The organism is Streptomyces pimonensis, from assembly GCF_041380215.1.
Taxonomy (GTDB): domain Bacteria; phylum Actinomycetota; class Actinomycetes; order Streptomycetales; family Streptomycetaceae; genus Streptomyces; species Streptomyces pimonensis.
On sequence record NZ_JAHWZY010000022.1, the window covers coordinates 46,428 to 63,649 of the forward strand.

14 protein-coding genes, 1 tRNA gene and 2 pseudogenes are annotated in these 17,222 nt (G+C 71.2%); 10 read left to right on the forward strand and 7 right to left on the reverse strand.

The genetic code is table 11. The features are described 5' to 3' along the window. The first annotated feature begins 238 nt into the window (after positions 1-238). The 3 genes from KYY02_RS21740 (at position 239) to KYY02_RS21750 (ending at position 3,243) form a co-directional block, all read left to right on the forward strand. Entirely contained in the window at positions 239-1,111 is an 873-nt protein-coding gene (locus KYY02_RS21740; protein WP_371240342.1) for a bifunctional DNA primase/polymerase, read from the forward strand. 76 nt (positions 1,112-1,187) lie between these two features. Beyond that, complete coding sequence (locus KYY02_RS21745; RefSeq protein ID WP_371240344.1) at positions 1,188-1,448, forward strand: hypothetical protein; 261 nt, start codon at positions 1,188-1,190, stop codon at positions 1,446-1,448. Between the two features lie 538 nt (positions 1,449-1,986). Further along, positions 1,987-3,243, forward strand: a complete 1,257-nt coding sequence (locus tag KYY02_RS21750) for a hypothetical protein (RefSeq protein WP_371240346.1) — start codon at positions 1,987-1,989, stop codon at positions 3,241-3,243. A 296-nt stretch (positions 3,244-3,539) separates the two neighbouring features. Here the strand turns inward: KYY02_RS21750 and KYY02_RS21755 are convergent, their stop codons facing one another. Further along, on the reverse strand, positions 3,540-3,965 hold the full coding sequence (locus KYY02_RS21755; protein ID WP_371240348.1) for a hypothetical protein: 426 nt from the start codon (positions 3,963-3,965) through the stop codon (positions 3,540-3,542). Between the two features lie 145 nt (positions 3,966-4,110). Then, a pseudogene (locus tag KYY02_RS21760) lies at positions 4,111-4,710 on the reverse strand (tyrosine-type recombinase/integrase); the annotation flags it as partial. On the opposite strand from KYY02_RS21760, the pseudogene KYY02_RS21765 reads away from it, so the two are divergent. Together KYY02_RS21765 and KYY02_RS21770 are read left to right on the forward strand one after the other, a co-directional pair. After that, a pseudogene (locus tag KYY02_RS21765) lies at positions 4,711-4,941 on the forward strand (YdcF family protein); the annotation flags it as partial. Between the two features lie 475 nt (positions 4,942-5,416). Then, a complete protein-coding gene (locus tag KYY02_RS21770; RefSeq protein ID WP_371240350.1) occupies positions 5,417-5,611 on the forward strand; it encodes a hypothetical protein in 195 nt (64 codons plus the stop codon). Between the two features lie 121 nt (positions 5,612-5,732). On the opposite strand, the gene KYY02_RS21775 is transcribed toward KYY02_RS21770, so the two are convergent. The 3 genes from KYY02_RS21775 to KYY02_RS21785 all read right to left on the reverse strand — a co-directional run bounded on the left by KYY02_RS21775 (position 5,733) and on the right by KYY02_RS21785 (position 8,579). After that, complete coding sequence (locus KYY02_RS21775) at positions 5,733-6,551, reverse strand: hypothetical protein (RefSeq protein WP_371240352.1); 819 nt, start codon at positions 6,549-6,551, stop codon at positions 5,733-5,735. A gap of 386 nt (positions 6,552-6,937) precedes the next feature. After that, positions 6,938-7,024 (reverse strand) — tRNA-Ser (locus tag KYY02_RS21780). Between the two features lie 64 nt (positions 7,025-7,088). Then, the gene (locus KYY02_RS21785) at positions 7,089-8,579 is read right to left on the reverse strand and encodes a S1C family serine protease (RefSeq protein ID WP_371240354.1); all 1,491 of its coding nucleotides are present in this window, start codon (positions 8,577-8,579) and stop codon (positions 7,089-7,091) included. Between the two features lie 288 nt (positions 8,580-8,867). On the opposite strand from KYY02_RS21785, the gene KYY02_RS21790 reads away from it, so the two are divergent. The 3 genes from KYY02_RS21790 to KYY02_RS21800 all read left to right on the forward strand — a co-directional run bounded on the left by KYY02_RS21790 (position 8,868) and on the right by KYY02_RS21800 (position 11,862). Further along, positions 8,868-9,698, forward strand: a complete 831-nt coding sequence (locus tag KYY02_RS21790) for a glycerophosphodiester phosphodiesterase (protein ID WP_371240356.1) — start codon at positions 8,868-8,870, stop codon at positions 9,696-9,698. A gap of 295 nt (positions 9,699-9,993) precedes the next feature. After that, positions 9,994-10,509, forward strand: coding sequence for an ATP-binding protein (locus KYY02_RS21795; RefSeq protein ID WP_371240451.1), 516 nt, complete (start codon positions 9,994-9,996; stop codon positions 10,507-10,509). Positions 10,510-10,896: 387 nt separating this feature from the next. Then, the gene (locus KYY02_RS21800; protein WP_371240358.1) at positions 10,897-11,862 is read left to right on the forward strand and encodes a DUF5926 family protein; all 966 of its coding nucleotides are present in this window, start codon (positions 10,897-10,899) and stop codon (positions 11,860-11,862) included. Positions 11,863-12,360: 498 nt separating this feature from the next. Here the strand turns inward: KYY02_RS21800 and KYY02_RS21805 are convergent, their stop codons facing one another. After that, entirely contained in the window at positions 12,361-13,026 is a 666-nt protein-coding gene (locus tag KYY02_RS21805; RefSeq protein ID WP_371240360.1) for a bifunctional DNA primase/polymerase, read from the reverse strand. Positions 13,027-13,530: 504 nt separating this feature from the next. On the opposite strand from KYY02_RS21805, the gene KYY02_RS21810 reads away from it, so the two are divergent. Together KYY02_RS21810 and KYY02_RS21815 are read left to right on the forward strand one after the other, a co-directional pair. Further along, positions 13,531-15,045, forward strand: a complete 1,515-nt coding sequence (locus KYY02_RS21810) for a PP2C family protein-serine/threonine phosphatase (RefSeq protein WP_371240362.1) — start codon at positions 13,531-13,533, stop codon at positions 15,043-15,045. A 109-nt stretch (positions 15,046-15,154) separates the two neighbouring features. Beyond that, positions 15,155-16,612: an aminopeptidase P family protein gene (locus tag KYY02_RS21815; protein ID WP_371240364.1), complete on the forward strand. Its 1,458-nt coding sequence runs from the start codon at positions 15,155-15,157 to the stop codon at positions 16,610-16,612. A 43-nt stretch (positions 16,613-16,655) separates the two neighbouring features. Here the strand turns inward: KYY02_RS21815 and KYY02_RS21820 are convergent, their stop codons facing one another. After that, complete coding sequence (locus KYY02_RS21820) at positions 16,656-17,129, reverse strand: ATP-binding protein (RefSeq protein ID WP_371240366.1); 474 nt, start codon at positions 17,127-17,129, stop codon at positions 16,656-16,658. Between the last annotated feature and the right edge of the window lie 93 nt (positions 17,130-17,222).

Genomic DNA, 17,222 nt, shown 5'->3' on the forward strand with positions numbered 1-17,222 from the left:
GGTTGCCCAGGGGATCGCCGGCGAACCACCCCGAACATCGTCATTCGCACGCAAGCGTGAAAACAAGGCGGTAAACCCCCGTACACCCCTGGCACCCCCTCCCCGCCGAGAGGAAATCCCCCAGTCCGCCCCCCGCAAGGGAGGAAGCGTTTCGTCACTTCTCCCACCGACGTCCGCGCCCCGGCGCGTCGTGTCCCACCCCCTTCCTTTCTTCGAACGCAAGTACGAACATGGAGGCATGGCCGCCACTGACCGGCAGGCCACGACGCCGGTCCTCGCGCACGCCCTGTCAGCCGCCGAGCGCGGTCTGGCCGTCATCCCCCTGTCCCGGACGAAGCTCCCGGCCCTGCGCTCACCGCACCGCGACACCCCGGAGCCGGCGGGTCCGCCCTGTCACGGCGAGTGCGGCCGCTTCGGCCACGGCGTCCACGACGCCTCCAGCGACCCCGCCCGCATCCGCGAACTGTTCGCCGCCGCACCCCGCGCCACCGGTTACGGCATCGCCTGCGGGCTGCCCCCGCACCACCTCATCGGCGTCGACCTGGACACCAAGTCCGGTACGGACCCGTTCACCGCCCTGCGCGAACTGGCCCGGCGCCACCTGTTCACGATCCCCGCCACGGTGATCGTCCTGACCCCGAGCGGCGGCCGTCACCTGTGGCTGAGCGGCCCGCCGGATGTCGTCGTCCCCAACTCCGCGGGCCGCCTCGCCCCCGGCATCGACATCCGGGGCACCGGCGGCTACCTCGTCGGTCCCGGTTCCCGCACCGACCGGGGCCCGTACACCACCGCTCCGGGCACCTCGCGCCTGGCCCCGGCGCCCTGTCCGCCCACCCTCCTGCGCCTGCTCCTCCCGCCGCCCCGCGCGCACCATCCGACGCCCCCGCCGACCGGCGGGCACGGCCAGGGACTCGTCCAGTTCGTGCTCGCGGCGCACGAGGGCCGACGCAACACCCGCCTGTTCTGGGCGGCCTGCCGCGCCTACGAGGACGGGATCGGTCCGGCCCTGGCGGACTCCTTGGTCGGCGCGGCCATCAGCACCGGCCTGTCCGAACGGGAAGCCCGCGCGACGGTCGCGTCGGCGGCGCGGATGACGGGGCACCACCCCTGACCCCCTGTTCCCCTGCCCCCACCCGTCCGTGTTCCCCGGCGAAAACCGAGAGGCCCCGATGCACCACTGTTCCGAAGTGCCGACCGGGTCACTCGCCCGCGCCCTCCTCGGCTCCGGCCGCCCGGCCGACCTCTGCGAACTGCGGACGTCGTCGCCGTACGGCGGGCTGCCCGAGGGCTGCCCGTGGAGGCCCCTCAGCGACCGGAAGACCGACCGGCTGCTCCGGCCCGCCGAGCGCGCCTTCCCCGGCGCTCCGGCCCACCTGGTCCCGCCTTCGCGTGAGCACCCCGACCAGTACGCGGGCGCCTCGGTCCCGTGGAGGCGCTGCCCGCCGTGACGTGCGCCGGCCGTTTCCGGTCCGAGGCGCTCGACCCGGCCCGCGGCCGTTCCCTGTACCGCTCCCGCCTCACCGTCGTCCGGTTCCAGCCCTCCCCGCGCGTACCGTCCGGCGGGGTCGCGGAACCCTCGCTGCGGAGGCCGTCCGGGGAACGTCCGGCCGAGGACGAAGAGCTCTGAGGACCGGCGTCCGGATCACTCCGGGCGCACGGGGTGACGGTCCTGCGGGATGATGCACACGTACGGAGGGGCTGCACTCCGAGCGCCACCACACGTACGGGTGAGTGTCAGGCCCCGTCGCCGGGGCACGAAGCCGCTGTCCCAGGCTCCGCGGAGACCTGACCCGATGACGGCTCCGGAGACGAGAAAGCCTGGTGGCGAGGGGTCGTGCGAAAGAAAACGATGTAACGGAAGGCGTTTTCGATCATCTGCTGTCAATGGCGTGCGCGTGTCTACACCGCCCCAAACGTTCTGATTGTCCAGAATGTTGCCCACTGCCCCAGTTGAAACTATGAAGTTTCATTGCCGAGGAGCATGACATGCAGGTTCGCAGGTGGCTCCCAGACCAGCCCACCCGTATCGGCCGCCACGACTGGCCGGACGAGGGGGACAACGGAACGCACATGCGACTGCGGGCCGGCTCCATCGTGGTATTGGACCGGCAGGGGTGGCGGATCCTGGAGATCAACGGCTACCCGAACGAATGGTGGCCGGAATCCTACGAGAAGGCGTGGCGCGACCACGTGGAACTGTGGTGGCACGCCAACGAACTGCGGCGGGCCAACAACCAGGCGGTCAAACCGGCTCCCGAACGGGCCGAGTTCTACAAGCGCCCGGTGGTGCTGGTGCTGCGCAACGAGAACCTGCCCCGTTCCACGCCGAAGCACTGGTGCGCCCCGGCCAGTCACGACTGGCGGGTCCTCCCCGAGCACTATGCCGTCTGCCGCGCCTGCGGTGAGCTGCCGCCCTGCCGCCACGGGGAGTACCGCTGGGAGGGCGGCCCCCGCTGGCCGGAGCAGGACGGCGGCATCCCGCTCATGGTGCCGGAGGGCTGCTGCATGGGGTGCGCCGAGCCGATCAGGCCGCGGGTGCGGACCGTGCGCTTCCCGGGCCCGAACCTCTGGTACCCGGACCTGGGGGAGGACACGGCCGTCTTCCACGCCCGCACCGCCTGCGCCGACCAGGTCGACCGCTACCGCATGCAGTGGCAGGCCGAGTACAGCCCGCGTTCCTCCACGCACTCCGCCACTCCCTCGTTCCCGGGTTTCGAGCACTTCGTGCTCCCCCGGACGCGTCACACACCGGACGCCCCCCCGCACGACCGGCTCACCTCCCAGGACCCGCCTCCCGTGCCGGCCGTGCCGTCGCGGCCGGGAGAAGAGGAATGCGCCTCCGTGACCGGTGACTTCGGCGTCCCCCCCGCCCCGTTCGACGGGCACCGGGGAGAACCGGGGGCCGGCACGCCGCCGACCGGTCCGTCGGCACCACCGGTCGCGTCCGAGCCGGCGCCCACGGGCACCGGCGCACCCGTGACGGACCCGGTGCCGCCGGGGCCTCTTCCCCCGGCCGTCACGAGCGCGCCCGCCGCCGCGGCCGAGGCGTCCACACCCGTCTCCCCCTCCGCCGAGGTCCTCGAGCCGGCCCTGCGGTCCGCGCAGGAACTGGACCTGGCACTGGCGGGCGGCCCGTCCTTCCACAACGCCGAACAGGCGGCCCGGGTGATCGAGGAACTCACCGCCGCGGTCCGGAACATCGCGCTCTGCCTGAACAACCCGGCCGCACGCGAGCGCTCCTGATCCACGGACGGACCGGCCGGTCCACGACCCACCCGTCACGCACCGGCCGCACACGCCCGCGGAAAGCAGCAGAAGGGGTACCCCTCATGGAGGGGTACCCCTTCTGCCCTGCCATGTCTACGACCTGCGCGGAGGCGGTGGGTTTGAGCCCACCGTGACATCGCTGCCACGACGGTACCCAAGACCTTTCGCCGATCCGGTGAGCCGACCGCTTCCCCGCGGGTCAGTCGAGTACGAACACCCCGACGAGGCCGTAGTCGACGTCACCGCGCCCGCTACGTGCCCCAGGGGCACCGTCATGCCCGCCGAGCCTCACGCCGTACCCGGCGCATCTCCCTCGCAGTGAGCCATCCGGCAGCGGCTGTCCCCATGGCGGGGAGAAGCGGAGCCAGCACCCAGACACCCCACGCGACGAAACCCGTCTCCACGGGTTCGTAGCCGCCCCACGGTTTACGTACCGCTCGAACGACCTCTCCGGGGCGGCCTTCGTACGAGATCTCCACCGTGTGCGTCTCGTCGCCCACCTGAGGGCCACTGCATACGGAGCGGCTTCCTGCACGCCCCGCGCTCTCGTCGTGGCACTCCGTGAGCCGGACCAGAACGGCATCACCCAACAGGTCCAGCCGCGCGAGGCCGGTGACCACGGTCCAGACCATCGCTGCGACAGCCATCAGGGTGAGCAGGCTGTAGCCGACGGTCGCGCGCACCCGTCCCTTCGTCATAGGCACAGCATGCCGCCCGACCACCTGGGCAGGCGGTCCGCCTCCCGCAGAACGCCAGAACAACGCCCCCTGACCGACCTTCCTGATCAGGGGACGTCGCTTCGAGGAGTGGGAGTCGCCAGGTGACCTGAACCCACCTCACAGGTCATGTGCGGATAGGCGCCCCGGTGGAGCCGTCGTCATCGCCTCTGTGTCCGACGAACCACGAGTACGCCGCTTCGGCCACCTGGTCGTCACGACCGGAAACCGGCCGGGCGTAATGGCGAGTGGTCACGCTCGCGTGGGAGTGGCCGAGCCGATGAACGGCGTTCCTCACGCCGTACCGGTCGGCGACCCAGGTGCCGTGCGAGGCGCGGAGGTCGGGCGGGGTGACGCCGGTCGTCCCGGCAGCCGACACGGCGGGGTCGCAGTACGCCCCGCGCCACTGGTTGTAGCGCAGCGGCTTGCCGCCGGCTGTGGTGAACAGGAGTGCGTCATCCCCGCCGGGCAGGTTCTCCAGGTGCCGGCCGACCCGTTCCGCGAGCGACGGGCCGACCCGAAGCAGCCGCTTCCGGTGTGACTCGGGGACGCCGAAGACCAAGGCGCCGTTGGCTTCGACGAGGTTGTCGTCGACCAGGACGAAGCCACCGGAGACGTCGACGCCCGTCCGCCGGAGGGCGAACGCCTCACCCACCCGCAGGCCCGCGTACGCGAGGAGGGCGACCTGCAGGTCATGCGGCTTGGCCGTACTCCGGACGATCCGCGAGTCGTCAGCGCTTCCACCCCGATGACGCTCGATGAGTACGTCGACTCCATCGGCGACGCCCGCCTGGTGATCGACATGCTGGTCGGTGCGCTTCAGCGACTGATGATCTACCCCGAGCAGGGATTCATGATCGGCCAACCGGTGTCCGCCGACGTGCTCAAGACATGCGAGCACCTGTGCCGAGCCGGATTCACGAGCCGACTCCTGATCACTGACGTGCCTTCGGCCTGACCGGGGTAAGAGCGAGAGCTGTTACAGGTTTCTCTATCTCATCAAGTGCCCGCGCGAGGCGCGGGCTGGCCCCTTGGGCTCGGCCCCTCTGCGCCTTCGGCGCCGGGGCCGGCCCATGGGGCCGCGGCGAAGCAACGGTCCGAGGGTAGAGCCCGCATAGCGCGGTGACGGGCAAGGCAATGCCTCCGGCGGGGCATCGGCCGGCACCGGGATGGAGGGGGCGCCGTCGCCGACTGCGGGACCGTAGGGGCGTGCGTGGGGTGCTCCCATCCCGTCCACCGTCGACCCAGACGGAGCCGAGCAGACGCGGCCCAGGGCGTCCAGGTCGTTCGTACAGTGGCGCGCTCCACCTGGACGCCCTGAACCACGCCCGCTCCACGGTGTGTGGGTCGACGGCGGACGGGATGGGAGCTGGGGAGAGTGGGGGTTGGGGAGGGGATCGACCGAGCCTTCCGTGCTTCGGGTAAGGGTTGTCATGATTAATCAAAGCTGGTGCGACGACAGCGACTACCAGAGCACAGTCGAGCAGTTCGAAAAAATTACCCAGGTCGTACGGAAAGCGATCGCGGCTGCGCCGGCACTGATGAGCATTGCCGCCATTACTGTCGCCGTTCTCTGCTTGACCGTCGACATCAGCGCGATCCACTTCATGTTGGTTGTCAGACCGTAGCGCATCGTCGGGCTTGTCAGGAGGGTTCCACTACTCCGCTCCATTCGAGCCTCACTCGGACGACGCGCCATCTCACATCAGGGCGAACATCGCCTAATACCTTCCCACGTCTGGAAAGGACTCACTGAGCCGCGAGGACCTCTTGCGCGATCTGCAACTCCGAGACCGCTTCAGACGGCGCAACCACGCGGAACGACTCACCGAAGTCGCTGAACGATTCATCGAGGTCCGTGGCCGGATAGGTGACCCACAGGAGGAGCGGGCTGCCCTCAGCGGCGACATAGAACTCCAGCGGTCCCCCCGCACGCTCATACGTGATTTTGATGGCCTTTCGTTTCTGCACCGTCACCGACTGCTGACTCGGATTTTCTTCGGCAAGATGGTTCAGAGAAGGAATGCGTTCCTCCAGCCAGTTTCGGCGAGTTGTCGACTCACACATCTCACCCATGACCTCGGACATGACGGCGCCACGCTTCACCCACCGGTCAGCCATCACTTCTATCTGCACCGGGTCTGCTTTTCCTTCAGGTGACAGTTCGAGGGCCTCTTTGCTGCCTCGCGTGTAGAGCGCGGATTCGGTGACGATGAAGTCGAGGTACCCAGAGCCCTTTCGGGAGTGTGCCTCACATGCCGCCCTGTCACCGCCCAGGGCAATACGCAGAGTGGTTGTCCCCTCGGTCTTGGTACGCCGGGTCGAGCTCAGGTACTCCTGATCGAAAGTCGCGTCGAGCGACCTGTGAACAAGCGCGGCGGCCTCGGCGCCGCTGCCGGACGATGCGCCGGCTGCTGACGGCTCCGGAGTACGTGTCTCGCCGCTCGCCTCTGTGTCACTTGCACCCGAGCTGCATCCGGCCAGTGCAATAAGCGCGACGGCTGCGCCCGCGACGGCTGTCGTCGTTCTTCGGGTGCGTCGGCCCAGCGTGCTGTTGGTAGCTGGCATGCAGATCTCCCTTGAAGGCGCCACGAATGGTGGGCCAATGATGCACCCACCTGGCAGCTCGCGTTCTCGGCGGGCATGTGTCGCCGTCTGAACGGCCATACGCGTGGCGCGCGATCAGCGCCCGGAGGAGACCTCACCAGACCCCGGCTGTACAACAACTACCGCAACCGGCCCCGGCCCGGGGCAGTCCTTCGAGGACGGTGCACGGCGGGGATAACCATCCTTGCCGGCTTCATGCAGAGCCACAGATCAGGAAGTGGCCGTGCCCCAACCGTGCCCGATTGAGCGGGGAACCATGGGGAGCACCGGGCCGTCGCGGTATGCGGACGTGAGAACGGCCCCTGACCGGACATCCAGGTCAGGGGCCGTTCTCACTGCTCATCGCGCGGAGGCGGTGGGATTTGAACCCACGGTGACATCGCTGCCACGACGGTTTTCAAGACCGTTCCCTTCGGCCGCTCGGGCACGCCTCCCCGCGCCTGCCGGTGATCGGCGGCGCGGGGACAAGGGTAACGGGTCCGGGGGCCGGGAGTGAGGTCAGCTGTCGCCCGTGCGGGAGCCCAGGGTGAGTTCCGCGGTGCGCTCCTTGCCGTCGCGCTCGTAGGTGATCGTGACCTCGTCGCCCGGCTTGTGGGTCCAGATCTCCCCGATCAGGGTGGGACCGGAGTCGATGACCCGGTCGTCGAGCTTGGTGATGACGTCGCCGGGCTGCAGACCGGCCTTGTCGGCGGGGCCACCGGGGTCGACGGGCTCGGAGCCGCCCGCGCCCTGTTCGGTGATCTTCGCGCCGTTCGTCGTGTCCTCCAGGGAGACCGACGCGCCGATCTTGGCGTACACCGGCTCACCCGTCTCGATCAGTTCCTGGGCGACGTACTTGGCCTGGTTGATCGGGATGGCGAAACCAAGGCCGATCGAGCCGGCCTGCCCCGTGCCGAAGCCGCCGTTGCTGGTGGACTGGATGGCGGAGTTGATGCCGATCACGTTGCCCTGGGCGTCGAGCAGCGGGCCGCCGGAGTTGCCCGGGTTGATGGACGCGTCGGTCTGCAGGGCGCTCATGTACGACGCCTGGCTGCCGGTGCCGTCGCTGGAGGCGACCGGGCGGTTCTTCGCGCTGATGATGCCCGTCGTCACCGTGTTGGACAGGCCGAAGGGCGCGCCGATCGCGATCGTCGAGTCGCCGACGGCCACCTCGTCGGAGTTGCCGAGGGTGAGCGGCTTCAGGTCCGAGGGGGCGTTCTTCAGCTTGATGACGGCGACGTCGTAGCCCTGGGCGTGACCGACCACCTCGGCGTCGTACTTCTTCCCGTTCGGGAAGGTCGCCGAGACCTTTCCGTCGTCGACGGCGTCCGCCACCACGTGGTTGTTGGTGACGATGTGGCCCTGGGTGTCGAAGACGAAGCCCGTTCCGGTGCCGCCCTCGCCGCCGCGGCCCTCGGCCTCGATGGTGACCGTGCTCGGCAGCGCCTTGGCGGCCACGGCGGCGACCGTGCCAGGGTCGCGCCTCACATTGCCGCCGCTGGTGGACGCCGAGACGGTCGTCGAGCCGTTGCTGTCGTTCTCCTTGGCCAGCGTGTAGCCGAGACCGCCGCCCGCGCCGCCCGCGACCAGCGCGGCCACCAGGACCGCGGCGAGCATACGGCCGCGCCCGCCGCCGTTCTTCGGCGCCGGCTGCTGCGGCGAGGAACCCCAGCCGCCCTGACCGTACCCGGCGCCGCCGTCGCCGTACGACGGGGTGGACGGCGGAGGGGGCGGGGGCCAGGAGGCGTCGGGGGAGGAGGAGGAAGGGGTGGGGTCCTGGCCTCCAGGGGTGCCGTGCGGGTCCCAGCCGGTCCCGCCCGCCGGGTTCTGGGGGGTGGATCCGTGTCCCTGGTCCGCGCTCCGTGCGGGCGGTGCGGCCCAGCCCGGGTCCGGAGCCGTCCCCGGGGCCGGGTGCCCCTGGTGTGCCGAGGCAGCGGGAGCGTCCACCGGCGCGGGCGACGGTGCGGACGGGGCGGGGGGTACCGCGTTGCCCTCGTTCTCGGTGCTCACAGCTTCTCTCCTCGATCCACGGCTGTTGTTATCGGTCGCACTCGGTCACGCTCGTTCACGCCCGTCCACGAGTCCGGCGCGATGCAGCTGTGCGTGTCCCTTTGTATGACGTCAGCTTTTCCCACGGGCCGTCAGGGCACCATAAGCCGTTCCTGTGGGTCCGGGGCCACTCTTTATATAGGGCATTACTCATGTAAGGTGCGCCACTCGACGCCTCCGACCGGACGGCGACACCGTTCACGCCACTCCGAGCACCCGTCTACCCGTGCACGGTGGCACCATGACGCGGTGACCCACGCACGGCAGCGCCCGATCCAAGTCGTCGCACACCGCGGGGCCTCCGAGGAGGCTCCCGAGCACACCCTGGCCGCATATCGCAAAGCGATCGAGGACGGTGCGGACGCGCTCGAATGCGATGTGCGCCTGACCGCCGACGGTCACCTCGTGTGCGTTCACGACCGCCGCGTCAACCGTACGTCCAACGGTCGCGGCGCGGTGTCGGCGCTCGAGCTCTCCGATCTGGCCGCCCTGGACTTCGGCTCCTGGAAGAGCCGCGACGCCTCCGGGAGGCCACGCGTCGAGGAGCCCGACTGGGAGCACCGCCCGGAGGACCGGGAGGCCACCTCCGTCCTCACCCTGGAGCGGCTGCTGAAGCTGGTCTGCGACGCCGGGCGCCGGGTCGAGCTGGCGATCGAGACCAAACATCCCACCCGGTGGGCGGGGCAGGTGGAGGAGCGGCTGTTGCTCCTGCTCAAGCGGTTCGGCCTCGACGCGCCCACCGCCGCGGAGGACTCCCCGGTGCGCGTGATGAGTTTCTCCGCGCGGTCGCTGCACCGCGTGCGCGCCGCCTCGCCGACGCTGCCCACGGTCCATCTGACGCAGTTCGTCTCGCCGCGGCTGCGCGACGGGAGGCTCCCCGTCGGCGTGCGGATCGCGGGGCCCTCGATCCGCATCGTGCGCGGACACCCCGCGTGCATCGAGCGTCTGAAGCAGTCCGGTCACCAGGTGCACGTGTGGACCGTGAACGAGCCGGAGGACGTGGAACTCTGTGTGCGTCTCGGCGTGGACGCCATCATCACCAACCGCCCCCGCGCGGTGCTCGATCAGCTCGGCCGCTGACCGCGCGGCGACCCACCCGTCCCACCTCCCCCAGGAGGGGCGCGCACGCGTCTTGACCCGGTGCCCGACTCCGACGCATCCTCACCTCTCGGCCACAGCGACGAAATCCAGCCACCTGGATACGGGGTGCGCTCCGGCGCGTTCGGTGCGTACTCGATCGCTTGGAATGCGTCACCGCTGACGGATCGGCCGGTTTCCGGTTCGGGCCCATGGGGCATCCACACCGTGGCGTGGGGCGAAGGAGGTCTCGGGGGTGGCGTTGGTGGTGGCACAGGAGGTGCCCACGTCGTCGTGCATGGCCGTACCCCATGGCCCTGCGGGCGTGGGAGAGGCGAGGCGCCGCATGCGTGCGCAGCTGCGCGACGGCGGGGTGTCGGACTCGGTCGTCGACGACGCCGTACTGATCCTTTCCGAACTGCTGAGCAATGCGTGCAAACACGGCCGCCCTCTCGGCGAGGCCCTGGCCGGGGACGGAGACGTACGCGCCGCCTGGCGGGTGGACCCGTGCGGACGGCTCGTCGTGGAGGTCACGGACGGCGGTGGTCCGACCCGTCCGGCGCCGGCCACCCCGTCGGTCACGGCACACGGCGGCCGGGGGCTGAACATCATCACCGCGCTGGCCGACGACTGGGGCGTACGCGACGAGGTGCCGGGCGAGGTCACGGTGTGGGTCGTCGTCCACGACGACGTGTACGACCCGGACGCCGGAGCCCGGCACCGACGCGAGGACTTCGCCGCGCGGGTGACGGCTCCCGCGGTCTCCCGCCTGCCCGGGCTGGACTTCGCGGACGTCTTCGACGACCTGGGCTGAGGGCGGCTCCGGCCGAAAGCGGCCCTGACCGGGGACGCCCTTGACCGGGGACGCCCTTGACCGGGGACGGCCTTGACCGGGGACGCCCTTGACCGGGGACGGCCTTGACCGGGGACGCCCTTGACCGGGGACGGCCTTGACCGGGGACGGCCTTGACCGGGGACGGCCTTGACCGGGGACGGCCTTGACCGGGGACGGCCTTGAGCGGGGACGGCCTTGAGCGGGAGCCGACCCGGCCGAGGGCTACGGGGACGGCACCGCTCCGGCCCCGTGTCCGCCCGCGATGTCCCTGGGGTCGGCACGTTGTCCACAGGTTCCCGTCGGCCGTGGCGTGAACGGCTAGGCTCACGCCCGTACGAGACGAGCCGTAACCGGGAGACACCCACGATGGCCAAGAAGCGACCCCAGACGAAGGCCAAGCGCCCGCAGCCCACGGACGGGCGGATCCCGGTCGTCGGCGCCCGCGAGCCCTGCCCGTGCGGCAGCGGCCGCCGGTACAAGGCCTGCCACGGCCGGGCCGCCGCGCACGCGGTGACCGAGCTGGTACACCGCCCGTTCGAGGGCCTGCCCGGCGAGTGCGACTGGGTGGCGCTGCGTGAGCTGGTGCCGGCCGCCACCGTCGAGCTGACGCTCAAGGGCGGCCTGCCCGAGGGCGTCCCGTCGGTCACGCTGGCCACGGTCCTGCCGATGGCCTGGCCCGCCCTGCGCCGCGACGACGGCTCGGTCCTGCTCGGCCTGCAGAACGAGACCTCCTCCGGCGACATCAGCCGCGACCTCGCCGACACGCTGCAGCGCGCGCTCACCGCGGACCCGGGCACGCCGGTGCAGGCCCGGCGGGCTCCCGCCGACGGCCCCCGGCTGCAGGACCTGCTCGACCCCGATGGCGCTTTCGAGCCGGTCGTGCACAGCGGGTTCGAGTTCTGGGTCCCGGACCCGGAGAACGCCACGCCGGACGTCGCCGCCTCCCTGGAGCGGGCCAACGCCGCGGCCGTCCCGACCGTCAAGCTGTCGGGCGCGGACGCCGCGTACTGGTGCGAGACGCCCGAGAAGAACCATCTGCGGTGGGTCATGCCGCACCCCGAGGAGCGGCTTCTGGACGGTCTCGCGCGGCTGCACGCGGCGGGGAGCTCCTCCCTCGGCGAGGGCACCCGTCTTGTGGGCTCCTTCCGCGCTCACGGGCTCACCGTGCCGGTCTGGGACCTGCCCGGCGGGATCGGTGCCGAGGACGTGGAGAAGCCGGCGGCCGAGTTCGCCGAGCGGCTCGCCGCCGCGCTGGCCACGGACGCGCCGCTGACCGCCGATGAGCGCCGCGCGCGCGGCGGCCTGACGAACCGCCAGGTCACGCTGAGCTGAAGCACGACCGCGCTCCGTGTTCCGTCGGCCGCCCGGCCGACGGAACCGCCGTGTCGCGCACCATCGGCCCATGCACAACTTCCGGCCCGGGCAAGGCAATCGGTGACCGGAAAGCCGAGACCGAATTTGCGAACCGCCGATCTCTTGTTACCGTTCCAGTAGCCCGGTTGCTGGTGCATCCCCCGTCGCCAGCAACCGGGTCTTTGCGTGCCGGCCACTGCTCACGGAACGCGGTTGCTCACCAACTGCCAGTTGTGGCTTGGGAGTTGTTTCCGGACGGCAGCTTCTGCAATCCCTTGCGGCGCCACCGGCAAGGCCCGGCGTCCCGCGCGGCGGCGGCCCGTTCCCGGCACGGTGCTTCGGTTGCCGCGCGGCGGGCCGTACGGAACCGGTGAGGCCCTCGGGCCGGGGGCGTGGCCCCCGCCCGCGGCAGCACGGACGTCAGCCGCGCCCGCGGGAGAGGCGGACGCCCCGGCCGGGGCGCCGTACGCGCGCCCGCTACAGCTCGGGCGCGCTCACGCCCGTACGGGTGAGGGCGTCGACCACGGCGTCCACCACCGCCTCGACACCGGGCACCCACGGTGAGGCCGAGCCGGGCAGCGGTGCGCGCTCCCAGCGGATCCCGCCCTGCGCGGTCTCGGACGGGGGCAGCGCGATGTAGCCGCCCTCGCCGTGGAAGCGGAGGGAGCCGGGGACGAAGTCCTTGGCGTACAACAGCTCGCCCAGCTGCTCCATGGAGTACGGCTTCACCAGGATCGACCAGCGGGCCGACGAGGCGACGACCGGGCCGAGCCGCATGCCGCGGCGGTCGAGCGCGGCGAGGGCGTGGGCGGCCGGCAGGGCGGGCAGGGACACCGCGCAGGGAGCCCTGCCCCCGGTGGCGAGGATGATCGGCGCCGTCGGCCGGTTCCCCCACCACCAGCGCACCATGCGTGCGTCGGTGGTGGCGGCGAGGATGCCGGGGTCGAACGGGTGGGCCCCCGGCACCGTGCACTCGGGGTCGGGGCAGGCGCAGCGGGACCGGCCCTGCGGGTCCGCCGCCACGCCCGGGAGTACGGGCCACTGCCAGTCCGCGGCGAAGGTCAGGGCCGCGCCGATCAGATCGGGCCCTCCGTCGCCGCGCCGGGACAGGAGCCTGCGTCGCCTTCCGAGGATCTCGCGCATGAGCGCTCGTTCCTTTCCGTTGCACGCCTGGCAACACCGTGGTCCAGATCACGTCATGTGTCGATCACTTCACTGTGCGTACCTATGGGCGCATCACACCCCCGCACCGGACAGGGGGAACCCCAGTGGGCCGAGCATGGACTGCCTCCGCGGCCGCTCCACCCGTACCGCGTCTATCAGAAGTACGGGTGTGGCGTGGGGGTGGCGAAGTCCGGCGTTTGCCGTCGCGCGTGTTTCTCTCCGCCTCCGCCACGGGAGGATGGGGCACGGTCGTCAGTGGTTAAGACGCCCGGGTCGGTCGCCAGGTTCCCGAGTGGTTCTCCACCACCCCTGGCCTTCACCGAGTACGTACCCATCACGACCGTTGTGACGCTCCGTCGAGCAGGGCCAGTCGACCGCAACAAGCCTCCCCCTGAGGCAGTTTCAAGCCAACTTCACCTTTGGGCAAGAGGTCCGCAGGGAACTCCCTTCAGCCCCACGGACACCAGGAATCCCAGCAGGACAATGCTGGACATCTCCTCACGAGTACGTGTACATGTGGAGACACTGCCGGCGACGCAGAATGACATGGGGGTTTGCGATGCTTTCGAGCAGTACGTACCGGTCGGAAAGCCGGACACCATGAACGCCCCGCACCCTTCGAAAGTGGCCGGAATCGATTCAACGGTTCCCTCACCCGCACACACTGTCGCGTCCGTCACCGCGGGTACCTCCCCGGCTCCCCCGGCAAACCTCCACAGCGCGCCGGGCGCGCTGCTCCAGGACCGGCTCGCCGGCTGGGTCTCCGACCTCACGACCCTCCATGAACTCACCGAACGTCTGGCCCGCGCGAGCACGCTCGAGGAGGCGCTCCAGGAACTGCTGCGCGCGGGAGCCGTCCTGGTGGGCGCGCGGCGCGGTCTCGCCGCCCTGGAACCCGCCGACGGTCTCGGTCCGTCCCCCACCATCGGCCTGGGACTGGCCCGCGCGGATCTCGGCCACATGGAGACGGTGCCGCGCGGCTCACTGCCGTACGGCAGGATTCTCGACGGACTGCCCGGCGCCGACGGCGGCATCGCCGAACCCGACCTGTCCGCCGGGAAAGGGCTCGATCCCCGGCACCGCGAGGTCGCCGCCCGCCTCGGCTACGCCGCCAGCTTCGCCCTTCCCCTCGCCACCGGGACCGCCGGACGCCTGGGGGCCGCGGTGTGGCTCTACGACGAGCCGGCCGAGCCGTCGAAGCGGCAGCGCCACCTCGTGGGCCTGTACGTCCGCCACGCCGCCGAACACCTGGCCCGTCTCCTCGAACTCGAGCGCACGCGCGCGTCCATGGCCACGATGGCCGAGGAACTGCTGCCCTCCCGTCTCCCCCGGGTCGCCGGCGTCCGGCTCGCCGCGCGGCACCGCACCTCCCCGCACGGGGGCGGTGACTGGTACGACGCGCTGCCGCTCCCGGACGCCGCCCTCGGTCTCGCCGTCGGCTCCGTCACCGGGTCGGGGGCCGGCGCGGTCGCGGCGATGGGCCGGCTGCGGGCGTCGCTGCGCGCGTACGCCGTGATGGAGGGCGAGGACCCGGTCGCCGTCCTGTCCGACCTGGAACTGCTGCTCCGGCTCACCGAACCCGCACGGTCGGCCACCGCCCTGTTCGGCTACTGCGAACCCGCGCTGCGCCGGATCACGCTGGCCGGTGCCGGGCACAGTCCGCCGCTGCTGCTCGGCGAGCGCCGCACCGAGTTCGTCGAGACGTCGGTCTCCGCCCCCCTGGGCATGCTCGCCTGCTGGGAGGCGCCGAGCGTGGAGGTCCAGGCGGAGCCGGGAGAGACGGTCCTGCTCTACACCGACGGGCTGCTGCACCGCACCGGTGACCCGACCGACCGCGCCTTCGCGCGGCTGCACGCGGCGGCGGCCAAGGTGCCGAAGGCCCTGCGCCGCGACCCCGGCGCCGTCGCCGACCACGTCCTGCGCGCGGTGCTGCCCGAGGGCGCGGACACGGCGGACTCCAGGGAGGACGTGGTGCTGCTGGCGGTGCGGTTCGACTAGCTCCCACAGGTCTCCCGCTCCTCCTCCGTCACAGGTCCGCGCCCCGTTCGGCCGTCTCCACACGACCGTACGATGGGAGTGGTCCAGTGCCGTATCAAGGAGGATGACCGTGGCCGAGGAGCTGCCGGAGACCCCGGAGACTGCCGAGGAAGAACCCGTGAAGCAGCGCAAGAACGGCCTGTACCCGGGCGTGTCCGACGAGCTGGCGGAGAACATGAGGAGCGGCTGGGCCGACACCGAGCTGCACGATCTGCGGCCGATCCCGCAGGCCGCGCAGACCGCCGCCCGCCGCGCCGCGCTCTCCGCCCGTTTCCCGGGTGAGCGTCTGGTCGTCCCCGCGGGCAACCTGAAGACGCGGTCGAACGACACGGAGTACCCCTTCCGCGCGTCGGTCGAGTACACCTACCTCACCGGCGACCAGACCGAGAACGGCGTCCTCGTCCTGGAACCCACGACCGACGGCCACAGGGGGACGATCTACCTCCTGCCCCGCTCCAACCGTGAGAACGGCGAGTTCTGGCTGGACGGCCAGGGCGAGCTGTGGGTCGGCCGCCGCCACTCCCTCACCGAGGCCGAGCAGCTGTACGGCATCCCCGCCTCCGACGTCCGCGAGCTGGCCGGCGCGCTGCGCGAGGCCACCGGCCCGGTGCGGGTCGTGCGCGGCTACGACGCCGGGATCGAGGCGGCGCTGACCGACAAGGTCACCGCCGAGCGCGACGAGGAGCTGCGCGTCTTCCTCTCCGAGGCGCGGCTGGTCAAGGACGACTTCGAGATCGGCGAGCTGCAGAAGGCCGTCGACTCCACCGTGCGCGGCTTCGAGGACGTCGTGAAGGTCCTCGACAGGGCCGAGGCGACCAGCGAGCGCTACATCGAGGGAACGTTCTTCCTGCGCGCCCGCGTGGAGGGCAACGACGTCGGCTACGGCTCCATCTGCGCCGCGGGACCGCACGCCTGCACCCTGCACTGGGTGCGCAACGACGGCCCGGTCCGCTCCGGCGACCTGCTGCTGCTCGACGCGGGCGTGGAGACCCACACGTACTACACGGCCGACGTCACGCGCACCCTGCCGGTCAACGGCACGTACAGCGAGCTGCAGAAGAAGATCTACGACGCCGTGTACGACGCCCAGGAGGCCGGCATCGCGGCGGTGAAGCCGGGTGCCAAGTACCGCGACTTCCACGACGCCGCCCAGCGCGTGCTGGCCGAGCGGCTCGTCGAGTGGGGCCTGGTCGAGGGGCCGGTGGAGCGGGTGCTGGAGCTGGGTCTGCAGCGCCGCTGGACGCTGCACGGCACCGGACACATGCTCGGCATGGACGTCCACGACTGCGCCGCCGCGCGGACCGAGACGTACGTCGACGGCACGCTGGAGCCCGGCATGGTGCTCACCGTCGAGCCGGGTCTGTACTTCCAGGCCGACGATCTCACCGTGCCCGAGGAGTACCGCGGCATCGGCGTCCGCATCGAGGACGACATCCTCGTCACCGCGGACGGCAACCGGAACCTGTCCGACGGGCTGCCCCGCCGGTCGGACGAGGTCGAGGCGTGGATGGCCGCCCTGAAGGGCTGACGCACGACACGACGGCCGGGCACGCCCGCGTGCCCGGCCGTTGCTACACCGCGACGAGCGGGGCGTTCTCACGCCACTTGAGGATCTTGTCGAAGCTCACCACCGCGCCGCCCCGTCCCGGCTTGTTGCCAATGTGGACGTGGTCGGCGAGCTCCTGGATGAGCCACAGGCCCCGTCCGTGCTCGGCGTCACAGGGCACGGAGCGGGTCGGCGGGCGGAAGCGGTTCCCGGTCGCGCCGGGGAAGCCGGGGAAGCCGGGGCCCGCGTCGGCGACCTCGATGCGGCACTTCTCGCCGTCGAGGTAGGCGGTCACCCGGAACGCCTCCGAGGTGCCGCCCCGCGCGGTGTCCCCGCCGTGCTCGACCGCGTTCGCGCAGGCCTCGCTGAGGGCGACGGAGAGGTCGTAGGAGATGTCGGGGTCGACGCCCGCGGTCTCCATGGCGCCGAGCAACAGGCGCCGGGCAAGCGGCACGCTGGCGGCATCGCGCCGCAGACGGAGTGACCACCAGATGCTCATGCTCCAGCCTCCTGGCCGCGGCTCGACATACCGTTACCTATTGCCCTGAGTCCTTGTCCGTAAGCGTGGAGTTCACGTGGCACCGCCCGTATG

Coding starts and splice junctions, on each gene's coding strand:
- KYY02_RS21740 (WP_371240342.1), top strand. CDS start 239: ATGGCCGCCACTGACCGGCAGGCCACGACGCCGGTCCTCGCGCACGCC.
- KYY02_RS21750 (WP_371240346.1), top strand. CDS start 1,987: ATGCAGGTTCGCAGGTGGCTCCCAGACCAGCCCACCCGTATCGGCCGC.
- KYY02_RS21755 (WP_371240348.1), bottom strand. CDS start 3,965: ATGACGAAGGGACGGGTGCGCGCGACCGTCGGCTACAGCCTGCTCACC.
- KYY02_RS21770 (WP_371240350.1), top strand. CDS start 5,417: ATGATTAATCAAAGCTGGTGCGACGACAGCGACTACCAGAGCACAGTC.
- KYY02_RS21775 (WP_371240352.1), bottom strand. CDS start 6,551: ATGCCAGCTACCAACAGCACGCTGGGCCGACGCACCCGAAGAACGACG.
- KYY02_RS21795 (WP_371240451.1), top strand. CDS start 9,994: ATGGCCGTACCCCATGGCCCTGCGGGCGTGGGAGAGGCGAGGCGCCGC.
- KYY02_RS21800 (WP_371240358.1), top strand. CDS start 10,897: ATGGCCAAGAAGCGACCCCAGACGAAGGCCAAGCGCCCGCAGCCCACG.
- KYY02_RS21805 (WP_371240360.1), bottom strand. CDS start 13,026: ATGCGCGAGATCCTCGGAAGGCGACGCAGGCTCCTGTCCCGGCGCGGC.
- KYY02_RS21810 (WP_371240362.1), top strand. CDS start 13,531: ATGCTGGACATCTCCTCACGAGTACGTGTACATGTGGAGACACTGCCG.
- KYY02_RS21820 (WP_371240366.1), bottom strand. CDS start 17,129: ATGAGCATCTGGTGGTCACTCCGTCTGCGGCGCGATGCCGCCAGCGTG.